20 protein-coding genes and 1 tRNA gene are annotated in these 18927 nt (G+C 73.0%); 10 read left to right on the forward strand and 11 right to left on the reverse strand.

What is annotated here, in order from left to right; genetic code table 11:
- The first annotated feature begins 128 nt into the window (after positions 1-128).
- Positions 129-806 (forward strand): uracil-DNA glycosylase, encoded by a 678-nt coding sequence (locus tag ACXJKA_RS11700; protein ID WP_456825373.1) that lies wholly within the window; start codon positions 129-131, stop codon positions 804-806.
- Positions 807-820: 14 nt separating this feature from the next.
- Positions 821-1618 (forward strand): SGNH/GDSL hydrolase family protein, encoded by a 798-nt coding sequence (locus ACXJKA_RS11705; RefSeq protein ID WP_456825374.1) that lies wholly within the window; start codon positions 821-823, stop codon positions 1616-1618.
- Positions 1619-1625: 7 nt separating this feature from the next.
- On the opposite strand, the gene ACXJKA_RS11710 is transcribed toward ACXJKA_RS11705, so the two are convergent.
- From ACXJKA_RS11710 to ACXJKA_RS11730, 5 genes are all read right to left on the reverse strand, one after another.
- A complete protein-coding gene (locus tag ACXJKA_RS11710) occupies positions 1626-2183 on the reverse strand; it encodes a hypothetical protein (protein WP_456825375.1) in 558 nt (185 codons plus the stop codon).
- Positions 2177-2713 (reverse strand): hypothetical protein, encoded by a 537-nt coding sequence (locus tag ACXJKA_RS11715; protein ID WP_456825376.1) that lies wholly within the window; start codon positions 2711-2713, stop codon positions 2177-2179. Before ACXJKA_RS11715 ends, ACXJKA_RS11710 begins: the two co-directional genes overlap by 7 nt.
- 23 nt (positions 2714-2736) lie before the next feature.
- Positions 2737-3288 carry a signal peptidase I gene (locus ACXJKA_RS11720; RefSeq protein ID WP_456825377.1) on the reverse strand — a complete coding sequence of 184 codons (552 nt, stop codon included), beginning with the start codon at positions 3286-3288 and terminating at the stop codon, positions 2737-2739.
- Positions 3289-3359: 71 nt separating this feature from the next.
- Positions 3360-3899: a hypothetical protein gene (locus ACXJKA_RS11725; protein ID WP_456825378.1), complete on the reverse strand. Its 540-nt coding sequence runs from the start codon at positions 3897-3899 to the stop codon at positions 3360-3362.
- Between the two features lie 208 nt (positions 3900-4107).
- Positions 4108-5283 carry a sensor histidine kinase gene (locus ACXJKA_RS11730; protein ID WP_456825379.1) on the reverse strand — a complete coding sequence of 392 codons (1176 nt, stop codon included), beginning with the start codon at positions 5281-5283 and terminating at the stop codon, positions 4108-4110.
- Between the two features lie 89 nt (positions 5284-5372).
- On the opposite strand from ACXJKA_RS11730, the gene ACXJKA_RS11735 reads away from it, so the two are divergent.
- Entirely contained in the window at positions 5373-6044 is a 672-nt protein-coding gene (locus ACXJKA_RS11735) for a response regulator (RefSeq protein ID WP_456825380.1), read from the forward strand.
- A 44-nt stretch (positions 6045-6088) separates the two neighbouring features.
- Positions 6089-6709, forward strand: a complete 621-nt coding sequence (locus ACXJKA_RS11740) for a pentapeptide repeat-containing protein (protein WP_456825381.1) — start codon at positions 6089-6091, stop codon at positions 6707-6709.
- A 42-nt stretch (positions 6710-6751) separates the two neighbouring features.
- On the opposite strand, the gene ACXJKA_RS11745 is transcribed toward ACXJKA_RS11740, so the two are convergent.
- From ACXJKA_RS11745 to ACXJKA_RS11770, 6 genes are all read right to left on the reverse strand, one after another.
- Positions 6752-6828, reverse strand: a tRNA-Thr gene (locus ACXJKA_RS11745).
- 53 nt (positions 6829-6881) lie between these two features.
- Positions 6882-7802 carry a DsbA family protein gene (locus ACXJKA_RS11750; protein WP_456825382.1) on the reverse strand — a complete coding sequence of 307 codons (921 nt, stop codon included), beginning with the start codon at positions 7800-7802 and terminating at the stop codon, positions 6882-6884.
- Between the two features lie 40 nt (positions 7803-7842).
- A complete protein-coding gene (locus ACXJKA_RS11755; RefSeq protein WP_456825383.1) occupies positions 7843-8337 on the reverse strand; it encodes a hypothetical protein in 495 nt (164 codons plus the stop codon).
- Between the two features lie 41 nt (positions 8338-8378).
- Positions 8379-8795: a hypothetical protein gene (locus tag ACXJKA_RS11760; protein WP_456825384.1), complete on the reverse strand. Its 417-nt coding sequence runs from the start codon at positions 8793-8795 to the stop codon at positions 8379-8381.
- Positions 8792-8938 (reverse strand): hypothetical protein, encoded by a 147-nt coding sequence (locus ACXJKA_RS11765; RefSeq protein WP_456825385.1) that lies wholly within the window; start codon positions 8936-8938, stop codon positions 8792-8794. The genes ACXJKA_RS11760 and ACXJKA_RS11765 overlap by 4 nt, the downstream gene beginning before the upstream one ends.
- A 100-nt stretch (positions 8939-9038) precedes the next feature.
- On the reverse strand, positions 9039-10736 hold the full coding sequence (locus ACXJKA_RS11770; protein ID WP_456825386.1) for a serine/threonine-protein kinase: 1698 nt from the start codon (positions 10734-10736) through the stop codon (positions 9039-9041).
- Positions 10737-10842: 106 nt separating this feature from the next.
- Between ACXJKA_RS11770 and ACXJKA_RS11775 the strand changes: the two genes are divergently transcribed.
- From ACXJKA_RS11775 to ACXJKA_RS11800, 6 genes are all read left to right on the forward strand, one after another.
- On the forward strand, positions 10843-12282 hold the full coding sequence (locus ACXJKA_RS11775; RefSeq protein WP_456825387.1) for an alpha,alpha-trehalose-phosphate synthase (UDP-forming): 1440 nt from the start codon (positions 10843-10845) through the stop codon (positions 12280-12282).
- Entirely contained in the window at positions 12275-13048 is a 774-nt protein-coding gene (gene otsB, locus ACXJKA_RS11780; RefSeq protein WP_456825388.1) for a trehalose-phosphatase, read from the forward strand. Before ACXJKA_RS11775 ends, otsB begins: the two co-directional genes overlap by 8 nt.
- A gap of 45 nt (positions 13049-13093) precedes the next feature.
- On the forward strand, positions 13094-14713 hold the full coding sequence (locus tag ACXJKA_RS11785) for an outer membrane protein assembly factor BamB family protein (RefSeq protein WP_456825389.1): 1620 nt from the start codon (positions 13094-13096) through the stop codon (positions 14711-14713).
- A 12-nt stretch (positions 14714-14725) separates the two neighbouring features.
- Positions 14726-16192: an outer membrane protein assembly factor BamB family protein gene (locus ACXJKA_RS11790; RefSeq protein ID WP_456825390.1), complete on the forward strand. Its 1467-nt coding sequence runs from the start codon at positions 14726-14728 to the stop codon at positions 16190-16192.
- A gap of 208 nt (positions 16193-16400) precedes the next feature.
- Positions 16401-17528 carry an ABC transporter ATP-binding protein gene (locus ACXJKA_RS11795; protein ID WP_456825391.1) on the forward strand — a complete coding sequence of 376 codons (1128 nt, stop codon included), beginning with the start codon at positions 16401-16403 and terminating at the stop codon, positions 17526-17528.
- Between the two features lie 111 nt (positions 17529-17639).
- The gene (locus ACXJKA_RS11800; protein ID WP_456825392.1) at positions 17640-18926 is read left to right on the forward strand and encodes a DUF4032 domain-containing protein; all 1287 of its coding nucleotides are present in this window, start codon (positions 17640-17642) and stop codon (positions 18924-18926) included.
- The last annotated feature ends 1 nt before the right edge of the window (position 18927 follow it).

The following is an 18927-nucleotide window of genomic DNA, read 5'->3' on the forward strand; positions in this document are numbered from 1 at the left end:
GTCCTCCTGTGTCTCGCGGCTGTTCTCGTCGCTCGGCGCGACGTCCGTATCGTACGACCGTAATGACACGGGTGTCATTCCGCTCGGCGCGTCGTCGCCCGTGTGCCGCACTCGGTAGCCTCGCGGTCGTGAACGCCGCGCCGCTCGACCAGCTCGTCGCGCCCGACTGGGCCGTCGCCCTCGCCCCTGTCGAGCCGCAGATCCGCGCGGCGGGCCAGTTCCTGCGCGACGAGGTCGCCGCCGGCCACCAGTACCTGCCGGCGGGCGACGCCGTGCTCCGCGCGTTCCGGCGGCCGCTCGCGGAGGTGCGCGTGCTCATCGTCGGGCAGGACCCGTACCCGACCCCCGGGCACCCGATGGGCCTCTCGTTCTCCGTGCAGCCCGACGTGCGCCCTCTCCCGCGGTCGCTCACCAACATCTTCACCGAGCTCGTCGCGGACGTCGGGGTCGCGACCCCCACCAACGGCGACCTGTCCCCGTGGGCCGACCAGGGCGTCATGCTGCTGAACAGGGTGCTCACGGTCCGTCCGGGCGCGCCGGCCTCGCACCGGCGGCGCGGCTGGGAGGAAGTGACCGACCGGGCCATCGCGGCCCTCGTGGAGCGCGGCGGCCCGCTGGTCGCGGTGCTCTGGGGACGCGACGCCCAGTCGCTCAAGCCGGCGCTCGGTTCCGTGCCGACCGTCGAGAGCGTGCACCCCAGCCCGCTGTCGGCGAGCCGCGGGTTCTTCGGGTCCCGCCCGTTCTCGCGGGTCAACGAGCTGCTGGTCGCGCAGGGTGCCGCCCCGGTGGACTGGTCGCTGGCCTGAGCAACAATGTGGTCGTGACTTCTTCCACCCCCCGCTGGTCCCGCTACGTCGCCATCGGCGACTCGTTCACGGAGGGCCTCTGGGACGACCCGGACGGCCGCGAGGCGCCGCAGCGCGGCTGGGCGGACCTGCTGGCGTCCCACCTGTCGCAGCGCCGAACGGCCGCCGGCGAGTCGCCGCTGCTGTACGCGAACCTGGCCATCCGCGGGCGGCTGCTCAAGTCGATCCTGGTCGAGCAGGTGCCCGCGGCTCTCGAGCTGAAGCCCGACCTGGTGAGCCTGGTCGGCGGCGGCAACGACATCCTGCGGCCCACCGCCGACATCGACCGGATGGCCCGCAACCTCGAGGCCGCGGTCGTCCGGCTGCGGGCGGCGGGCATCGACGTCCTGCTGGGCACCGGCGTCGACGCCGTCGACAGCCCGCTGGTCAAGGCCACCCGCAGCCGGGTCGCCATCTACGACGCCCTCATCTGGTCCATGGCCCGCCGCCACGGCGCCTACGTCGTCGACCTCTGGGGCATGCGCTCCCTGCGCGACTGGCGCATGTGGGCCGAGGACCGCATCCACCTCACCACCGACGGGCACGCCCGCGTGGCGCAGGCGGCGCTCGTCGGCCTCGGCCTGGAGCCCGACGACGCCGGCTGGGACGACCCGCTCACGCCGCTGCCGCCCACGCCGCGCATGAAGAAGGCGCGCGAGGACGCCGCCTGGGTGCGCGAGCACCTCTACCCGTGGGCGACCCGCCGGCTGCGCGGGAAGTCGTCCGGCGACGAGCGCGTGCCGAAGCGGCCTGAGCTGACGCCGCTGGACTGAGTGGCGGTCAGGGGCAGCTGTAGACGACGTAGTTGCCGACGGGCGAGACCGTCGTCCCGACGAAGTCCAGCGTCAACGGCGTGCCCGCCACCACCTTGTTGGTGCCGCGGCTCGCGTTCCCCTCGTACGAGACGAGGCGAGGCGCCGTCGTGCAGAAGTTCGCCGGCAGCGACTGGAGCGTCCAGTTCCCCGCGTACTCCCCGACGAAGCGCGCGACGAACCCGAACACGGCGGTGTTCGAGAAGTTGATCGTCGCCCGCCACCGGACCGGGGTGCTGGAGTTGGTGGTCACCGTGGCCTTGATGTTGTAGTAGTCCGGCCGACCGTCGGTGTCCGCCCCGAAGGCGATGCTGCAGGTCGTCGATGGGTCGACATTCCCGATCCCGGTGAGTACGACGCAGCCGGACGCCGCGGGCGGCGCAGCCCAGGTGCCGGCGGCGGCCACGGCGGTCACGTTCACCGGGTCCGTCCAGGCCGCGGCGGTCACGTCGACGGTCGCGACCGTGACGAGGACGGTGGCCAATGCCGCCACGACGGCGAGAGCGGCCCGCGCACGGCTCAGCACGGTTGGTCCGTCCGGAGCCGCCGCCGGCGGGCGACGAGTACGAGGAAGAACCCCACGCTGAGGGCGGCCGCCGTGAGCGCGGCGAGTGGTGCGACACCGTCGATCCCCGTCGTCGCGAGCGCGCCCGTGCCTGACCGGGTGAAGACGACGCGGCCCACGATCGAGCTGACCTCACCGGGGGCGAGCGTCACGGCGGTGACGCCGACGACCAGCGAGTACGAGCCTGCACCCAGGAGCGCGCCGTCGCGCGCCTCCTCCAGGTCCGTGCACGCGCCGCCCGCGTCGGGGCACAGCTGCACCAACCAGCGGACCGCGCCCTCACGGCCCTGGGTCGCCAGCTGCACCGTGCTCACGCGCGAGAGGGTTGCCAGCCGGACGGGAGCCGTGCGGCGCTCGAACTGCCCCGGGTGGAGGTTGTCGAAGGTCACGCCGAGGTCGACGCGTGTACGCCCGCCCTCCGCGCTCGCTCCGGACGCGCCTGCGACGACGGACAGCAGCGCGAGCACCGTCACGCCGACGACGATCGCCATCGACGCCAGGGAAGGGCGCGGCCTCACACGAGGGTCGATTCGCTGGGTGCCGACGCCTGCTGGTCGTCGTCCTCGCGCGCGCCGCGAGGCTGGTCCGTCGGGTAGAGGACGATGCCGAGCACCGCGAGCAGTGCCACGGCGAGCGGGAGCGCAACCGACGGCTTGGTCAGCGACACCACGGCATAGCCGACGCCGGGCAGCTGGAGGACCGGCTGAAGGACGTCGGCCCCCACGACGTAGGGCGCCCCGTCCTCGGCCTCGTTGGCATCGCCCTTCATCCGGATCTGCCACTGGCCACCGGGGCCCTCGTCGATCGAGACGACGCGGTGCGTGACGATGTTCCCCGTGATCTCGCTGTAGATCGACGTCACCTGCCCGACGCGCACGTCAGCCGTGTCGTGCCGGGCGGCGATGAGCAGGTCACCCGTCATGATTCCGGGCTCCATCGAGCCCGAGATGACGACGAGGGGCTTGACGTAGCCGAGCGCTGTGGCGCCCCAGAGGAGGACGCTGAGCAGCCCGACGGCGGCCAGGAGCGTGAGGATCACGTTCCCGAGACGTCGCACGATCTGCATGGCGCGGTCCTTCCTTCGATCGATGGCCGGGGCTGGCCCGTGGCGGCCGAGCCCCGACCCGGGAGATCAGCTCAGAGCGTGCTGCCGGTGAAGCGGATGGTCACCGCACCGGTCGTGCCCTGGAACGTGTCGGCCCAGTTGGCCGGCGTCGTCAGCGTGACGACGACGTCGGCCGTGCTGCCCGCCGGGATGTTCGCGACTGGCGCGACCGTGACCTTGGCGTTGTTCGGCGCTCCGTCGAACACCACCCCGGAGAGGGTCACCGTCGACGCGACCGCCAGGGTCGTCGAGCCGGCGTTCTTGAGGTGGACCGTGACCTGCGGCGCCTGGTTAGGCAGCAGGTTGCCGAAGGCGCCGGTCGGGATGTTCAGACCGGGCGTCGCGTCGGCCTCCGACCAGTTAGTCCCGTCGAGGCTGCCCTGGAGCTCGACCGTGGCCGACGACGCCGAGGCGTTGAACCAGGCGTCGTCGGTCCATGCGGCCGACGTCGCGGCGGCACCGATCCCGAGGATCGCCGCGCCGGCGAGCGAGAGCTTGATGACCGCGGCGCGCTTCTTCTTCTTGCGGTCGGCATCCGTGGCGGGCACGTGCGAGACAGTGGTGGAAGCCATGGTGATCTCCTGATCGGGAAGGTGCCGGGCATCGGCACCTCACCGAGACCCGCTCACGGAGACACGCCGAGTGGCGGTCGTCCGCGAACGTAGGTGTCATCGGCACGACCACTCGTTCGGCCCTGGGTGGCAGCACCCGGGCCGCCCGGCTTGCCGGTTTCTTTCACCCCGGCCAAAGACGGCAGTTCCGTCAAGTCGGACAGGCGCTCTACTCGGCGCCGGCCCCCAGCGGCAGCCACGCCTCGAGCCGGGCACCCTTCTCCCGGCCCGGTGCGAGGGCCAGACGGCCGCCGGCGAGGGACAACCGGGTCGCCAGCCGGGCGGTGCCCGACGGCGTGCCGGCGGTCGCGGCGTCGTAGAGCTCGCCGTCGTTGTCGACGGCGACGTGCAGCACGCGGTCGGCGACGTCGAGCGAGACCACGAGCGATGCCGCAGGCCCGTGCTTGAGGGCGTTCGTCAGTGCCTCCTCGACGACGCGGACGGCCAGCAGCCGCTCGCTGATCGTGAGCGAGCAGCCCGACGGGTCGTCGAGCGACCGCACGGCGTCGCTCACCGTGAGCCGGGTCGCGATGCTCGCGGGGATGCGGCCGAGCAGGGCGCGCAGCGCGGGGACCAGGCCGAGCTCGAGACGGTCGGGGTAGAGGATCCGGCTCATCGCGCGCACGTCGATCTCGCGCGCGGACGCGAGCTCGGTGCGCACCCACGTGAGGGTCTCGACGTCCTCGGCGTTCGTGCCCCGGTCGTCGGCGTGCGCCAGGACGTCGCCCAGCCGCGCGTCCATGAGGACGAGCTTCGACTGCAGGGTTCCGTGCAGGCCCTCGGCGACGGCGCGCCGCACCCGGATCTCCTCCTGCTCGAGCGCCTTGACCGCGACCTCCACGAGCACGGCGTCGCGGGCCGCGGAACGTGTCCGTGCGCGGTTGGTGCGGCGCGCGATGAGCGCCCACATGCCGATGGCGCCCGAGATCGCGCCGAGGACGAAGCCGCTGAGCACCTCGGCGTTGCGCGCCGGGTCGTCCAGCGACGCATGCACACCGAACAGCACCTGCGCGAGGAATCGCGCCACCGCCGCTGCGACCGACGCGGCGAGCACCGCGGCCGCCATCCACCACAGGCGGGTCGCGCGATGGGCCTGAGTGACGGCCAGCACCGCCGCCAGCATGACGACCGCCACCGCGTTCGCCCCGAGCCGTGCGGCGAGCGGGACCGACTCCCAGGCCGGGATGTACGTGGCGTAGACGTAGGTCGACTGCAGGGCGGCGCCGACCCCGTAGCCCAGGGCCACGATGGAGGTGGCGCGCAGCAGGGAGGTGCGATCCCCGCGGAGGTCCTCGCGACGGGTGGCCAGGGAGGCGGCGGAGTCGGTCGACGGCGTCGTCATCATCCGTGCTCCCTCCCGTCCGGATCGTGATGATCACGGTCGCCTCGGCGCGTGACGCGCGCCGGACCCAGCCGCAGACGATACTGGCGCCGATGAGTGATCCCACCACCCGCCCCGTCCGCGTCGCCGTCGTCGAGGACCAGCCCCTGTTCCGCTCGATGCTGGAGCACACCCTCGCGGGCACCCCGGGGCTCCAGGTGGTCGCGGCCGTCGGCACGGTCACCGAGGCGGCGCGCGTGCTGCGCCCGGGCCTGGTCGACTGCGTGGTCCTCGACATCGACCTGCCCGACGGCAACGGCATCGCGCTGGGCGTGACGCTGAGGCGTCGGATGCCCGGGCTCGGCATCCTGCTCCTGTCGGCGCACGACGCCATGGACCTCCTCCTCGACCTTCCGGCCGACGTCGCCGCCGGGTGGGGCTACCTGTCCAAGACGTCGTCGACGAGCGAGGAGGTGCTGGTCAACGCCGTGCGCGCTGCGGCGGTCGGCGAGACCGTCCTCGACCCGGCCTTGCTGGCCCGGATGACGCCGCGGGCGGGATCGGCGGTCGCGCGGCTCACGGACCGCCAGTACGACGTGCTGCGGCTGCTGGCGTCCGGGCTGTCCAACGCCGGCATCGGCGACCGGCTCGGGATCACCGAGAAGTCCGTGCAGAACCACGTCAACGGGATGTACGCCACGCTCGGCATCGACAGCGACCCGCAGCGCAACCCGCGCGTGACCGCCGCCCTGCGGCTGCTCGAGGAGACGGGGCCGAGCGCCTGACGGCACTTTCACCCGGTGCCGCCGTCGTACGTCATGATCGGGCAATGGCCGAGCGACGCAGCGGGGACGCTGCTCCCCCCACCACCAGCACCGTCCGCGGCGAGGACTGGTACGCCCGAGACCTGTCCGGCCAGGAGTTCCGCAACGTGGAGTTCGTCGACCTGGACCTGACCGAGGCCTCGGGCGTCGGCGCGGTGTTCGAGGAATGCGTGTTCCGGCACGCGAAGCTCAACGCCTCCGTGCACACCGACGCGGCGTTCATCAACTGCAYGTTCTCGCGGTCCAACTTCTTCGACGTCCGGTTCGAGCGCTGCAAGATGATCGGCTCGCGGTTCGACGACTGCGCATGGGACCTCGCGAAGGTCGAGGGCGGCAACTGGTCGTTCGTCGGCCTGTCCCGGGCCGACCTGCACTCCGCGACGTTCACCGGGGTCCGGCTGCGCGAGGCCGACCTCAGCGGCGTCCGCGCCGCCGGCGGGACCCTGCGCGACTGCGACCTGGCCGGCGCCTGGTGGGAGCGGGCCGACCTCACGGGGTGCGACCTGCGCGGCAGCGACCTGGCCAGCCTGGACCCCGCGACCGTGACGCTCGACCGCGCGATCATCACGCTGCCGCAGGCGGTGGTCCTCGTCGAGGCGATGGGGCTGGAACTGCGGCTGGACTGATCGGTCAGCGCCCCGCGGGCGCCGTTGACGTGCTGCACACGATGGAGCCCCCTATCGGATTCGAACCGATGACCCCCTGTTTACAAGACAGGTGCTCTGGCCGACTGAGCTAAGGAGGCGGGCGGGCCCAGGATAACCGGGCGCCCCGCGAGGGCGCCCGGTCATCGAAGGATCAGGAACCCTGTGCGGCCTGGACGGCCTCGAGAAGGGCGCCCGGGGTCTGCCAGGAGCCGCCGAAGTCCGTGCCGTTGATGAGCACCGTCGGCGTCGAGATCTTGCCGATGTCCGTGTTCATCTGGTTGGTCGCCGCGGCGACCCACGGGGCCATGGTGCGCCACGTGCCGTCGTTCGTGGCCTCGACGTCGTCGGTCTTGGTCGTGAAGGTGCCGTCCACGGTGGTGGTGAACGTGGCGGCCACGTCCTCCGGCACCCCGACGTCGGTGGCGATCTTCTTGATCTCCGCGTCGGTGCGACCGGCGCTGCCCTCGGCCGGCTGGTCCACGAACATCGCGGACACGAACGCCGCGAACTGCGCGGGGGCCTTGTCGGCGACGATCGCGGCGGCGTTGGCTGCGCGGGTCGAGTAGCTGGTCCCCGCCGACTTGCTGTCGAGGAACGAGATCGGGTGGTACTCGACGGTCGTGCCGCCGTCGGCGAGCAGGGTGTCGATGTCGTCGCCGTTGATCTCCTCGAACTGGCCGCAGATCGGGCACATGAAGTCGAAGTAGACGGTCAGCGTGACGTCGCCGTCGCCGACCACGCCGACGTCGTCGCCGCCGTCGCCGCTGACGGGGATGCCGCCCTTGTCGTTGGCGGGGGCGGGCGCCGTGACGTCCGCGAGCGCGGGTGCGACGACGTTCGCCGTGTCGCCGCCGTAGACGACGTCGGAGTTGGCGGCCTCGTTGGCCTTGTTCTGGTTGACGATGGTGAACGCCACGGCGACGAGCGCGATGATGGCGACGACGAGGCCGGAGATGGCGAGGATGCGGTTCCGCCGGGCCTTGCGCTCCTGCTCCTTGCGCATCTGGGCGGCCTTGAGGCGGGCCTCCTCGCGGCGCACCGCCTTGGTGGGACGTGGGTCGTTGGTGGGCATGGGTGCTCCTGGGTGGGACGACGGGATGGGGTGGCGGGGGTCAGGCCGCGACCGGGGGACCGCGCCGCCCGACGCCGCCCGCAAGCACCCGCTCGATCCGCGGCGCGACGACACCCGACGCGACGAGGCGAGCCCGCCGGGCGACCGGGAGGGCTCGCGCGGCGCGCAGACCGGGGACGGCCCGGCGCAGGAGCAGCCGGACCTGGCGGGCTGCCCGCACGAGCAGCGCGGTCAGGCCGATCCCGCACGCGGTGAGCAGCAGGTAGAGGGCGGCCACGGGAACGGCGACGCTCAGCAGCACCACGGCGCCCTGGGACATGGACCCCAGGCCGTAGGAGCCGTCGGGGCAGTCCGCGGCGTCGCTGAGCACCGCGAGGCGCAGCCCCAGCGGGCCGAGGACGCCACCGGCGGCGACGCAGTCGTGCAGCAGCACGCGTCCCTGGGCCGCGACGGCCGCCATGAGACCGGCGACGACGAGCCCGACCACCGGCGCGAGGCGCGCGGCGGCGACGTGCGGCCCTCGTCGCGCGGTCATGGCGCACAGCGTAGGGGTCCCGGCTGAGGATCCCGGCGTCGTCACCCCGAACGGGGCTGCCGGACCACCTCGATGTCGAACCCGAACGACCGCTTCCACTCCCGGGCCAGCCGCCCGCCCGCCCGCCGCACGATGCCGCGCAGCCACCACTCGTCCGGATCGATCCCGGGGAACGCGTGCTCGACCAGCAGGGGCCGGAACCGGTCGTCGACGACCTCCACCGCGCGGCGGAGCTCGGCCAGCTCCGGGAACGCGTTCAGTCCCGGGTCGGTGAGGGCCGCCTCGAGCGTCGTGCGCGCCATCGCCTCGTTGCCGTAGGCGAACTCGTCGCCCCGGTACCCGTGCTCGCACTCCACGACGAAGCTCGACCAGCGCTCGAGCACCGCCGCCGGGGTGTCGTCGCGCCACACGCCCCGGGCGCGCACGAAGCCGGTGAACGCGTCGTCGAACGCGCTCACTTGGCGATCTCGCGCAGGAAGAACTCGTAGCCCTCGTCGGGACGGAAGTACGCGACGATCACGTCGCCGCGGAACACGCCGAGCGACCCGGTGCGGCGGTCGAACCGGACCACGTCCCCGTTGCTGCGACGCCCGACAGCCACATCGGTCTCCGCCTCCCACGACATTCCTGAACCCTCCCCCGGGATCGTCGAGCCCTCACCCACGAGGGTGCCAGAGCGGTCCCGCGTGGCGAGACGGTCTTCAGGGCAGCGTCGGGGTGGGCAGCGGCGCCCACGTGATAGGCGTGCCCGAGCGGATCTGGGCGATGAAGACCGCCGACGCCGCCAGCAGCACCACGGTGGCGACGAGCGCGCCGGTCCGGCCCGGCGCGACGACCGCGAGCACGCGGCGGGCGCCGATCCGCGTCATGAGCGACAGCGGACCCCACCAGACCACGGCGGCGCCGAGCAGGACGATCGACCCGACGAGGATCGAGGCCGTCAGGCCCTGGGGCTCCTGGCCGGACGGCGAGTCGCCGACGACCCAGTGACCGTCGCCGATGAGCCACCAGGACACGCCGAGCAGGATGACGACGACGCTCGCGCCGACGACGAGCGACGGCAGCAGCCCCACGACCGAGCGCAGCAGGTGCCACGGACCGGTCGCGAGCGCGACCGCGCGGTCCGAGCGCTTGACGCCGACCCGCTCCCGCCTGCCGTACATCGCCTCGACCGTGGACCCCACGGTGCGCACGACGACGACGAGAATGGTGAAGACGACCAGCGTCACGCCCGGGTAGAGCGCGCCGGCCGAGCCGAGCAGGACGGCGGCCGCCAGCAGCGTGCCCCAGCGCCGGCGGGCCCGCGGTCGCTCGTACCCGGAGCCCTCGGGCTCGGGCTCCTCGGACGCGTCGAGGTCCTCGTTGATCCACTCGACCCCGTCGGGGTCCTCGTCCCACGCGTCCTCTGCGGGGGCGCCTCCGTCCACGGTCGGGTCGAACGCGCGCGTCCGGCCGTCGTTGGCCACCAGGACAGGAGCGACGACCGCGGCCGGCGTGGCCACGGTCGGCTGACCCGTCGCCAGCACCGTGGTGCCGACGAGGTCGTCGGCGACGAGGGCCGCGGTCGCGGTCTCGTYGGCGATCGACTCGCCCTCCGCCGCGACCAGCGTGAGTGCCGCGACGACGTCCTCCGGCGCGATGCGGTCCGCCGGGGCGGGCGCGAGCGCGCGGCTGAGCGTGGCGGTGGTCAGCGGGCCGAGCCCTTCGAGGTCCACGTCGCCCGAGCGGGCCCGCGCGAGCACGGCCTCGAGCGGGCGGGTGCCGAACGGGTCGCGGCCGGTCGCGGCGAACGCGAGGATCGCCGCCCAGCCCCAGAAGTCGGACCCGGCGTCGGGCTCGTCGCCGTCCAGCAGCTCGGGTGCGAGGTAGCCCGGGGTCCCGATGACCAGGCCCTCGGCGGTGAGGCGCGAGTCGTCGGCGGCCTGCGCGATGCCGAAGTCGATGAGCACCGGGCCGTCGTCGCCGACGATGACGTTGGACGGCTTGAGGTCGCGGTGCACCACGCCCGCGCCGTGCACGGCCTCGAGCGCGTCGCGCAGCCCCTCGGCCAGGTCGAGAAGCTGCTCGGCGTCCAGCGGGCCGCGCTCGCGCACGTGCTCCTCGAGGTTGTCGCCGGGCACGAGCTCGGTGACCAGGAACGCCTCGGTCGAGTCGGCCTCGGCGTCGAGGATCGCGGCCACGCCCGGGTGGCGCAGCTTCTGCAGCGCGTGCACCTCGCGCCGCAGCCGGTCGCGCGCCACGGCGTCGGACCCGATGTGCGGGTGCAGCATCTTGAGCGCGACCGCGTCGCCACCGCCGTCGACGGCCCGGTAGACCGTGCCCATGCCGCCGGAGCCGAGGGGTGCGACGACGGTGTATCCGCCGATCTCCGACCCCGGTGTCAGACCGATCCGCTCCATCCCCGCACCGTAGCGGGACGCCTGCGCGCACCGCCCGACAACGCGCTGGACGGACCAGGCGCTTCCCGCACAGATAGGGTCGGACCAGACCCAAGGAGTTGATCTGGTGCCTTCTGACGTGCCCGCGCACGGCTACGACTTCGTCGTCGTCGCGAACCGTCTCCCCGTCGACGTGAGCCTGGACGACGACGGCGAGCCCACCTGGACCCGCTCGCCGGGAGGCCTGGTCACCGCCCTGGCGCCCGTGATGGCGAGCACGTCCGGCGCGTGGGTGGGCTGGGGAGGGTCGCCCGATCTCGAGCTCGACCCCTTCGACGTCGACGGCACCGAGCTGATCCCGGTGACGCTCACCGAGGACGACCTCGAGCAGTTCTACGAGGGCTTCTCCAACGACACCCTGTGGCCGCTCTACCACGACGTCATCGAGCCGCCGGCGTACCACCGGCAGTGGTGGGAGTCGTACCAGAGGGTCAACCAGCGGTTCGCGGAGGCCACGGCCGCGCAGGCCGCGAAGGGCGCCACCGTCTGGGTGCACGACTACCAGCTCCAGCTGGTCCCCAAGATGCTGCGGGAGCTCCGGCCCGACCTGCGCATCGGGTACTTCCACCACATCCCGTTCCCGCCGCTGGAGCTGTTCGCGCAGCTGCCGTGGCGCGTGCAGGTGGTCGAGGGGCTGCTCGGCGCCGACCTCGTGGGCTTCCAGCGGGCCGGGGACGCCGCGAACTTCGTCCGCGTGGTGCGTCGACTCACCGACCTCACCACGCGCGGCCAGATGGTCACGCTGTCCAAGCACGGCGAGCCCGGCCGGCACGTGCGCGCGGCCGCGTTCCCCATCTCCATCGACTCCCACGCCTTCGACGAGCTGGCCCGCACCGACGCCGTCCAGGAGCGCGCGCAGAAGATCCGGCGGGAGCTGGGCGACCCCGAGTACCTGCTCCTGGGCGTCGACCGGCTCGACTACACCAAGGGCATCCGGCACCGGATCAAGGCCTACGGGGAGCTCCTGGAGGAGGAGCGGCTGTCGCCGCAGAGCACGACGCTGGTGCAGGTGGCCAGCCCGAGCCGGGAGAACGTCGGGGCGTACCAGACGCTGCGCGACGAGGTCGAGCTGCTGGTCGGCCGCATCAACGGCGACCACGGCCAGGTGGGCCACGCGCCCGTGCAGTACCTGCACCAGTCGTTCCCGATGGAGGAGATGGCCGCGCTGTACCTCGCGGCCGACGTCATGCTGGTCACGGCCCTGCGCGACGGCATGAACCTGGTGGCGAAGGAGTACGTGGCCGCCCGGTCCGACGACCGGGGCGCCCTGGTGCTGTCGGAGTTCACCGGAGCCGCCGACGAGCTGACGGGCGCCGTCCTGGTGAACCCGCACGACATCGAGGGAATGAAGGACGCCATCACCTACGCCGTGCACATGGACGCCCGCGAGTCCCGCAAGCGGATGCGTCGGCTGCGGCGGCGCGTGCTCGGGCACGACGTCGTGGCCTGGTCGGAGGACTTCCTCGCGGCCCTCAACTCGGTGCCCGTGCGAGCCGGCCGTGGCTGAGGACCTCACCGGGGCGCTCACCAAGCTCGCCGCCGACGACACGCAGCGCCCCCTGCTCGTCGCGCTCGACTTCGACGGGACGCTCGCCCCGCTGCAGGACGACCCGTCCGCGTCGCGGATCCTCCCGGCCGGCGTCGACGTGCTCGCGCGGCTCGCGGGGACCGCAGGCGTCGCGCTGGCCCTCGTGTCCGGGCGGTCGATGAACGACCTGCACACGCTCGCGCAGGTGCCCTCGGGCACGTTCCTCATCGGCAGCCACGGCGCCGAGCGCGCCCGCGTCACCACGTGGGGGCTCGACCGCGACGTCGTGCAGCTGACCGACGAGCAGGCGGACCGGCTGGCGTCGCTCGGCGCCGAGGCGGCACGCATCGCCCGCGGGCGTGACGGCGTGTGGGTGGAGACCAAGCCGACCGCCGTGGTCGTGCACACGCGCCTCGCGGAGGAATCCGACGCGCAGCCGGCCGAGCAGGAGGCGATCGCCCTCGGGGAGAAGCTCGGCTCCGGGGTGCTCCACGGAAAGGACGTCGTCGAGATCTCGGTCCTCACGGCCAGCAAGGGCGAGGCGCTGACGGCGCTGCGCGACGAGCTCGCCGCTCCCGTCGTGCTCTACGGGGGCGACGACGTCACCGACGAGCACGCGTTCGCGGCGCTCCGCGCCGACGACGTGACCGTCAAGGTGGGTCCGGGCGAGACCGCGGCACGGTTCCACGTCGACAGCCCCGAGGAGATGGTCGCGGCGCTGGCCGCCCTCGCCGACGCCCTCTGAGCGGACTCCTGGCCGCTTGCAGGACGCAGGCGTAGCGTGCGCCTCATGCCCGGCCGGATGCACGAGGTCGAGCTCGTCGAGGCTGCGGACGAGCCCGCGCGATCCCGGTCGGCCTCGCGGCCCCGCACCTGGACACCGCGGGCCGCGCAGCACGTCGACGTCGAGCTGGACGACGACGTCGACGCCCGCGAGCGCGACGACACCGACCGCCACGTGCTCGCCGCCCGGTCGTGGCTGCGCCGGCACGGCCGCTGGCTGGTCCCCGTCGCTGCCGGGCTCGCCGTCGCGCTCGTCGCCACCCAGGTCACGATGAACCACCGGGAGGCCGTCCGCCTGGCCGCCCTCGCCGCGATCCCGGGGGTCGTGCCGCCGGCCGACGCGTCGATCGACGTGCTGTGGCGGGCCGACGCGCGCCTCGGCGCCGCACTGCGGTCCGGCTCCGTGGTGTCCGGGACGCTCGTCGGCGGAGTCCAGGACGCCAGCGGCGCGCTGTCCCTCGTCGGCCTCGACCCCGACACCGGCGCCCAGGCGTGGAAGACGCCCGTGGGCCTGCCCGACCCGCCGCAGCCGACCGTCGGGACGAGCCCGTCGGTGTGGGTCTCCTGCACCGCCGTCCCGCACGGCGGCACGCCGGTCGCGGCGTGCCTCGGGCAGCTGTACGGCGACGAGGCGGTCGTCGGGGTCCCGGGCTCCTCGGTCTGGGTGCTCGATCCCGCCGACGGCACCGTGCTGTCCCACCGCATCGTGCCGGGGACGACCGGGCTCACCTTCACGCAGGACGACCTCGTCGTCGCGGAGCGGGTCGCCGACGACGGCTCGCCCGCCCCGACGGACGCGTCGTCGGTCCGGTGGGCGGTCACCGCGAGCGACGCCGTCAGCGGGGAGACCGCCTGGACCTGGACCAGCCCGTCGGTCGACGTGCTCGGCCGGGAGGACGGTCCCGCCGGGTCGGGCGCCACCCTGTCCGCCGCCCTGCAGACCGTCGACGACGACATCGTCGTGACCGTCGACGAGCACGCGTGGATCCTCACCACCGACGGGCATCAGCGGCGCGACATCCCCCTCGACCCGGGATCCTGGCTCGGGCCGGCCMGAGCCGGGGTGTTCGTCGAGAACGTGTGGTCGTCCTCCGACCTCTTCCAGGGCACCGTGCTCCTGGCGGACGGCACCGAGATCCCGGTCGACGAGGCGCCCGGCTACCTCGCGGTCGACGACGGCTCGGCGCCGGGGGCGTTCTTCACCGTCGGCTCGGACCAGTCGGGCGCCGACGGTCTCACTGCCCGGTCGGTAGGCAGCGGCACGGTCCTCTGGCACCTGCCCGGGTCGATCGTCGCGGGGCTGCTCCTCGACGGCATCCTGTACGTGGCGATGTCCAACGCGCTCGTCGCCGTCGACGCCACGACCGGCCGCACCCAGTGGCGCACCCCGCTCGACTACCTGCCCCAGCAGCTGTCGACGGACGGTCGCTACCTGCTCGTCCCCGGGCTCGGCGTCACGCTCGACGCGTTCGAGCTGCGCGACGGCGCCCTCGCGTGGCACAAGGACCTGGCGCAGGCGGTCGCGGGCGACCGGGACCCCGTCTTCGTGCAGGGCTTCCAGTCGGGCTGGCACGACCCCCGGCTCTACGTGTGGATGGACAGCGGCGCCGTCGCGGTGCTGGGCTGACCGGACAGCGCCATGAGCCTGCACCCCGGTCATCTGGCACCTGTCGAGCTCGACGAGCCGGATGCGGCCCGCACCGCCGAACCGGGCCTCCTGCCGGCCTGGTTGCGGCGGCACGCGCCCGCCGTCGCCGGGGCGACCGCGCTGCTCGTGCTCGCCCTGCTCGGCGCCCAGTCCGCGCTCGACTCCCGCGAGCGTGAGCGTCTCACCTACCTCGCCGACGTCCCCGGCGTGCTGAGCCCGCTGCACGACCCGCCCGACGCCCTGTGGCGCTGGGCACCGACCGCGGGCACGTTCCTGGCCGGCGACCAGGCCGGCCGGTGGGCCATCGGCGCCCTGTACCACCGAGGCGGGGTCGACCTTCAGGGCACCGACCCCGACACCGGCGACGTCCTGTGGTCCGTGCCGTTCTCGCTCGACGCCGCGCTGCCGCCCGGCGGCCGGTCCGAGCTCCCGTCCGTCTGGGTGCGCTGCTCGGCGGTGGCAGCGCAGACGCCCGTCGCCGTGTGCGCCGCCGAGGTCTCCCCGGTCGGCTCGGTCGGTGCCGCGACGCCGCTGGTGGTGCTCGACCCGACCGACGGCGCGGTGCTCGCGACCCCGGCCGTCGCGGCCGGCTCCCTGTGGTCCACGACCGGGCCGGACCTGGTGGTCGCCACGCCCGTGCCCGACGACGGCGGGGGCGTGCATTGGACGCTCACCGCGACCGACCTCGCCACGGGGGAGCTCGCGTGGCGGCGGACGACGCCGGTCGTGCCGCAGGTCCACGAGGTCCTGGTCGGGGACGTGGCGATCCGGTCCACCCCCGCGCTGACCAGCGACGACGACCGGGTGCTGCTGACCGACAGCGGGCACGCGTGGCTGTTCGGTGCCGACGGCGCACCGCGCGGGGACGTCACCGTCGCCACCGACGGCTGGGCCGCGCTCGCGCGCGCCGACACCCTGGTGTGGACGCCGTGGCAGACCTTCGCCATCCCCGCGGGGATCCTGGTCACCCGGGACGGCACGCGCGTGGCGGTCGGCGAGGGCCCGGCGACCCTGGCCGTCGACGACGGCAGCGCTGCGGGCACCGTGCTGCTCACCGACACCACCGCCGGCACCACCCTCGTCGCCCGCGACGCGACCACCGGCGACGAGCTCTGGCGCACCGACGGCCTCACGTCAGAGCCGCTCCTCGTCGACGGCGCCGTCTACCTGCCGGGGGTGAACGACGTGGCGGCGTTCGACGCGCGGACCGGCCAGCAGCGGTGGCGGGTGGACGTCGGTGGTGTCCCGCTCTTCGTCGGCACCGACGGCACGCACGTCGTCGTCCTCACCCCCGACCGCACCCTGCGCGCGCTCGGCATGGCCGACGGACGGCCCGCGAGCGTCGCCGACGTCGCGACGCTCCTGTCCGACGACCCGGGCGGCGTGTCCGCCGTCAGCGAGTACGCCGGGCGGCTGCTCATCCGGTTCCGCAACGGGACGAGCCTGGTCGTCGGCTGACCCCTGCCCACACGGCGGCGCCTGCGCAGCCCTGCGCCGGACGTGTGCAACGTCACTGCGGAATGTGGTCGGTCCGCACCGGTATGGCATGATGACCGCGGGCGACGGGGGATTCCCTCCTCCAGAACCCGTGTCATCGAGGACACTCTTGACACTCTTCACTACGGATCGTCCGGCACGTACCTGCCGGTGAAGGGATTGATCAGCCATGGCAACGGTCACTTTCGACAAGGCCACCCGGGTCTACCCGGGCACCGAGCGTCCCGCGGTCGACGCGCTCGACCTGCACATCGAGGACGGCGAGTTCCTCGTCCTCGTCGGCCCCTCCGGTTGTGGTAAGTCCACCTCGCTCCGCATGCTCGCGGGCCTCGAGGACGTCAACGCGGGCCGGATCCTCATCGGCGACCGCGACGTCACGGACGTCCAGCCGAAGGACCGCGACATCGCGATGGTCTTCCAGAACTACGCGCTGTACCCGCACATGACGGTCGCCGACAACATGGGCTTCGCGCTCAAGATCGCCGGCACGCCGAAGGCGGAGATCCGCCAGCGCGTCGAGGAGGCTGCCAAGATCCTCGACCTCTCCCAGTACCTCGACCGCAAGCCGAAGGCCCTCTCGGGTGGCCAGCGTCAGCGCGTCGCCATGGGCCGCGCCATCGTGCGTTCGCCCCAGGTGTTCCTCATGGACGAGCCGCTGTCGAACCTCGACGCCAAGCTCCGCGTCCAGACCCGTACGCAGATCGCGTCGCTGCAGCGTCGTCTCGGTGTCACCACCGTCTACGTCACGCACGACCAGACCGAGGCCCTCACCATGGGTGACCGCATCGCGGTCCTCAAGGACGGCCTCCTGCAGCAGGTCGGCACGCCGCGCGACATGTACGACACCCCGGCCAACGTCTTCGTCGCCGGCTTCATCGGCTCGCCGGCCATGAACATCGGCACCTTCCCGGTGCTCGACGGCGTGGCCAACCTGGGCCGCTCCCGCGTCGCCGTGCCGCGCTCGGTCATCGGGCAGTTCACCGACGACGACCGCAACCACATCACGATCGGCTTCCGCCCCGAGTCGGTCGACGTCGTGCCCGAGGGCACGCCGGACGGCGTCCCGATCATCGTCAACATCGTCGAGGAGCTCGGCTCCGACGCGTTCGTCTACGGCTCGCTCACCAACGAGTTCGGCGGTGCCAGCGCCGTGCACTCCGGTGCCGGCGACGCCCAGGTCATCGTGCGCGTCGACCCCCGCCAGGTTCCTGGCAAGGGCGAGACCATCTACATCAAGCTCCGCGAGGGCGAGACGCACCTCTTCCACGCGGGCTCGGGCGAGCGCATCGCCGTCTGACCTCAGCACGTCCGACAGGGCGGTTCCGGCCTCGGCCGGAACCGCCCTGTCGGCTTTCGTCGGACTTCTCCCGACGCGGCCCTGTCACCGTTCTCTGCGAGAATCGACCCCATGAGCCCGACGCCGCAGCGCCTCCAGATCACCGCGGCCTCGCCCGACCCCGCACTCCTCGACCTGCCGTGGCACATCCCGCTCGAGGACTGGCCGGCCGAGACGCTCGCCGCCCTCCCCCGCGGCATCTCGCGGCACATCGTGCGGTTCGCCAAGATGTCGGGCCGGGTCATCGCGGTCAAGGAGATCGGCGAGACCGTGGCCTACCGGGAGTACGAGCTCCTGCGCCAGCTGCGCCGCCTCGACGTGCCGTCGGTCGAGCCGGTCGGCGTCATCACCGGGCGGCGCGACCCGGACGGCGAACCCCTCGAGGCCGTCCTCATCACGCAGCACCTGCAGTTCTCGCTCCCCTACCGCGCGCTGTTCAGCCAGGCGCTGCGCCCCGACACCGCCACGCGCCTCATCGACGCGCTCGCCGTCCTGCTGGTCCGGCTGCACCTGGCGGGCTTCTACTGGGGCGACGTGTCGCTGTCCAACACCCTGTTCCGTCGGGACGCCGAGACGTTCGCCGCGTACCTGGTCGACGCCGAGACGGGCGACCTGCACGACAAGCTCTCCGACGGGCAGCGCGGGTACGACCTCGAGGTCGCGCGCGTGAACATCATCGGCGAGCTCATGGACCTCCAGGCCGGCGAGTTCCTCGAGGAGGACGTCGACGCCGTCGCCATCGGGGACGCCCTGGCCGAGCGGTACGGCGAGCTCTGGCGTGCGCTCACGGAGTCGGAGTCGTTCACGTTCGGCGACCGCTGGCGCGTGCAGGCCCGCATCGACCGGCTCAACGACCTGGGCTTCGACGTCGGCGAGCTCGACATCACCACCGACGTCGACGGCACCAGCGTCCGGATCCAGCCCAAGGTCGTCGACGCCGGGCACCACTCCCGCCGCCTCATGCGGCTGACCGGGCTCGACGTGCAGGAGAACCAGGCACGACGCCTGCTCAACGACCTCGACGAGTTCCGCGCCGCCACCGACCGGCAGCGGGACGACGAGTCGTTCGTCGCGCACGACTGGCTGACCGACATCTTCGAGCCCGCCGTCCGCAGCGTCCCGCGGGACCTGCGCGGCAAGCTCGAGCCCGCGCAGATCTACCACGAGCTGCTGGACCACCGCTGGTTCCTGTCGGAGCAGGCCGGCCACGACGTGCCGATGCAGAAGACCGCCAAGAGCTACGTGAAGAACATCCTGCCCACCCGGCCCGACGAGCAGGCGGTCCTCGGCGTGCAAGCCGGCGAGATCCCGGACACCGACATGATCCCGCGGGTCGACCCGGACCAGATCATCGGCTGAC

This window comes from Cellulomonas sp. P5_E12 (assembly GCF_054049315.1).

What these genes read in the sequence shown, in the direction of transcription:
- ACXJKA_RS11715 (WP_456825376.1), bottom strand. Translation starts at nt 2,713, where the DNA reads ATGGCGATCGTCGTCGGCGTGACGGTGCTCGCGCTGCTGTCCGTCGTC.
- ACXJKA_RS11720 (WP_456825377.1), bottom strand. Translation starts at nt 3,288, where the DNA reads ATGCAGATCGTGCGACGTCTCGGGAACGTGATCCTCACGCTCCTGGCC.
- ACXJKA_RS11725 (WP_456825378.1), bottom strand. Translation starts at nt 3,899, where the DNA reads ATGGCTTCCACCACTGTCTCGCACGTGCCCGCCACGGATGCCGACCGC.
- ACXJKA_RS11730 (WP_456825379.1), bottom strand. Translation starts at nt 5,283, where the DNA reads ATGATGACGACGCCGTCGACCGACTCCGCCGCCTCCCTGGCCACCCGT.
- ACXJKA_RS11735 (WP_456825380.1), top strand. Translation starts at nt 5,373, where the DNA reads ATGAGTGATCCCACCACCCGCCCCGTCCGCGTCGCCGTCGTCGAGGAC.
- ACXJKA_RS11750 (WP_456825382.1), bottom strand. Translation starts at nt 7,802, where the DNA reads ATGCCCACCAACGACCCACGTCCCACCAAGGCGGTGCGCCGCGAGGAG.
- ACXJKA_RS11755 (WP_456825383.1), bottom strand. Translation starts at nt 8,337, where the DNA reads ATGACCGCGCGACGAGGGCCGCACGTCGCCGCCGCGCGCCTCGCGCCG.
- ACXJKA_RS11790 (WP_456825390.1), top strand. Translation starts at nt 14,726, where the DNA reads ATGAGCCTGCACCCCGGTCATCTGGCACCTGTCGAGCTCGACGAGCCG.
- ACXJKA_RS11795 (WP_456825391.1), top strand. Translation starts at nt 16,401, where the DNA reads ATGGCAACGGTCACTTTCGACAAGGCCACCCGGGTCTACCCGGGCACC.
- ACXJKA_RS11800 (WP_456825392.1), top strand. Translation starts at nt 17,640, where the DNA reads ATGAGCCCGACGCCGCAGCGCCTCCAGATCACCGCGGCCTCGCCCGAC.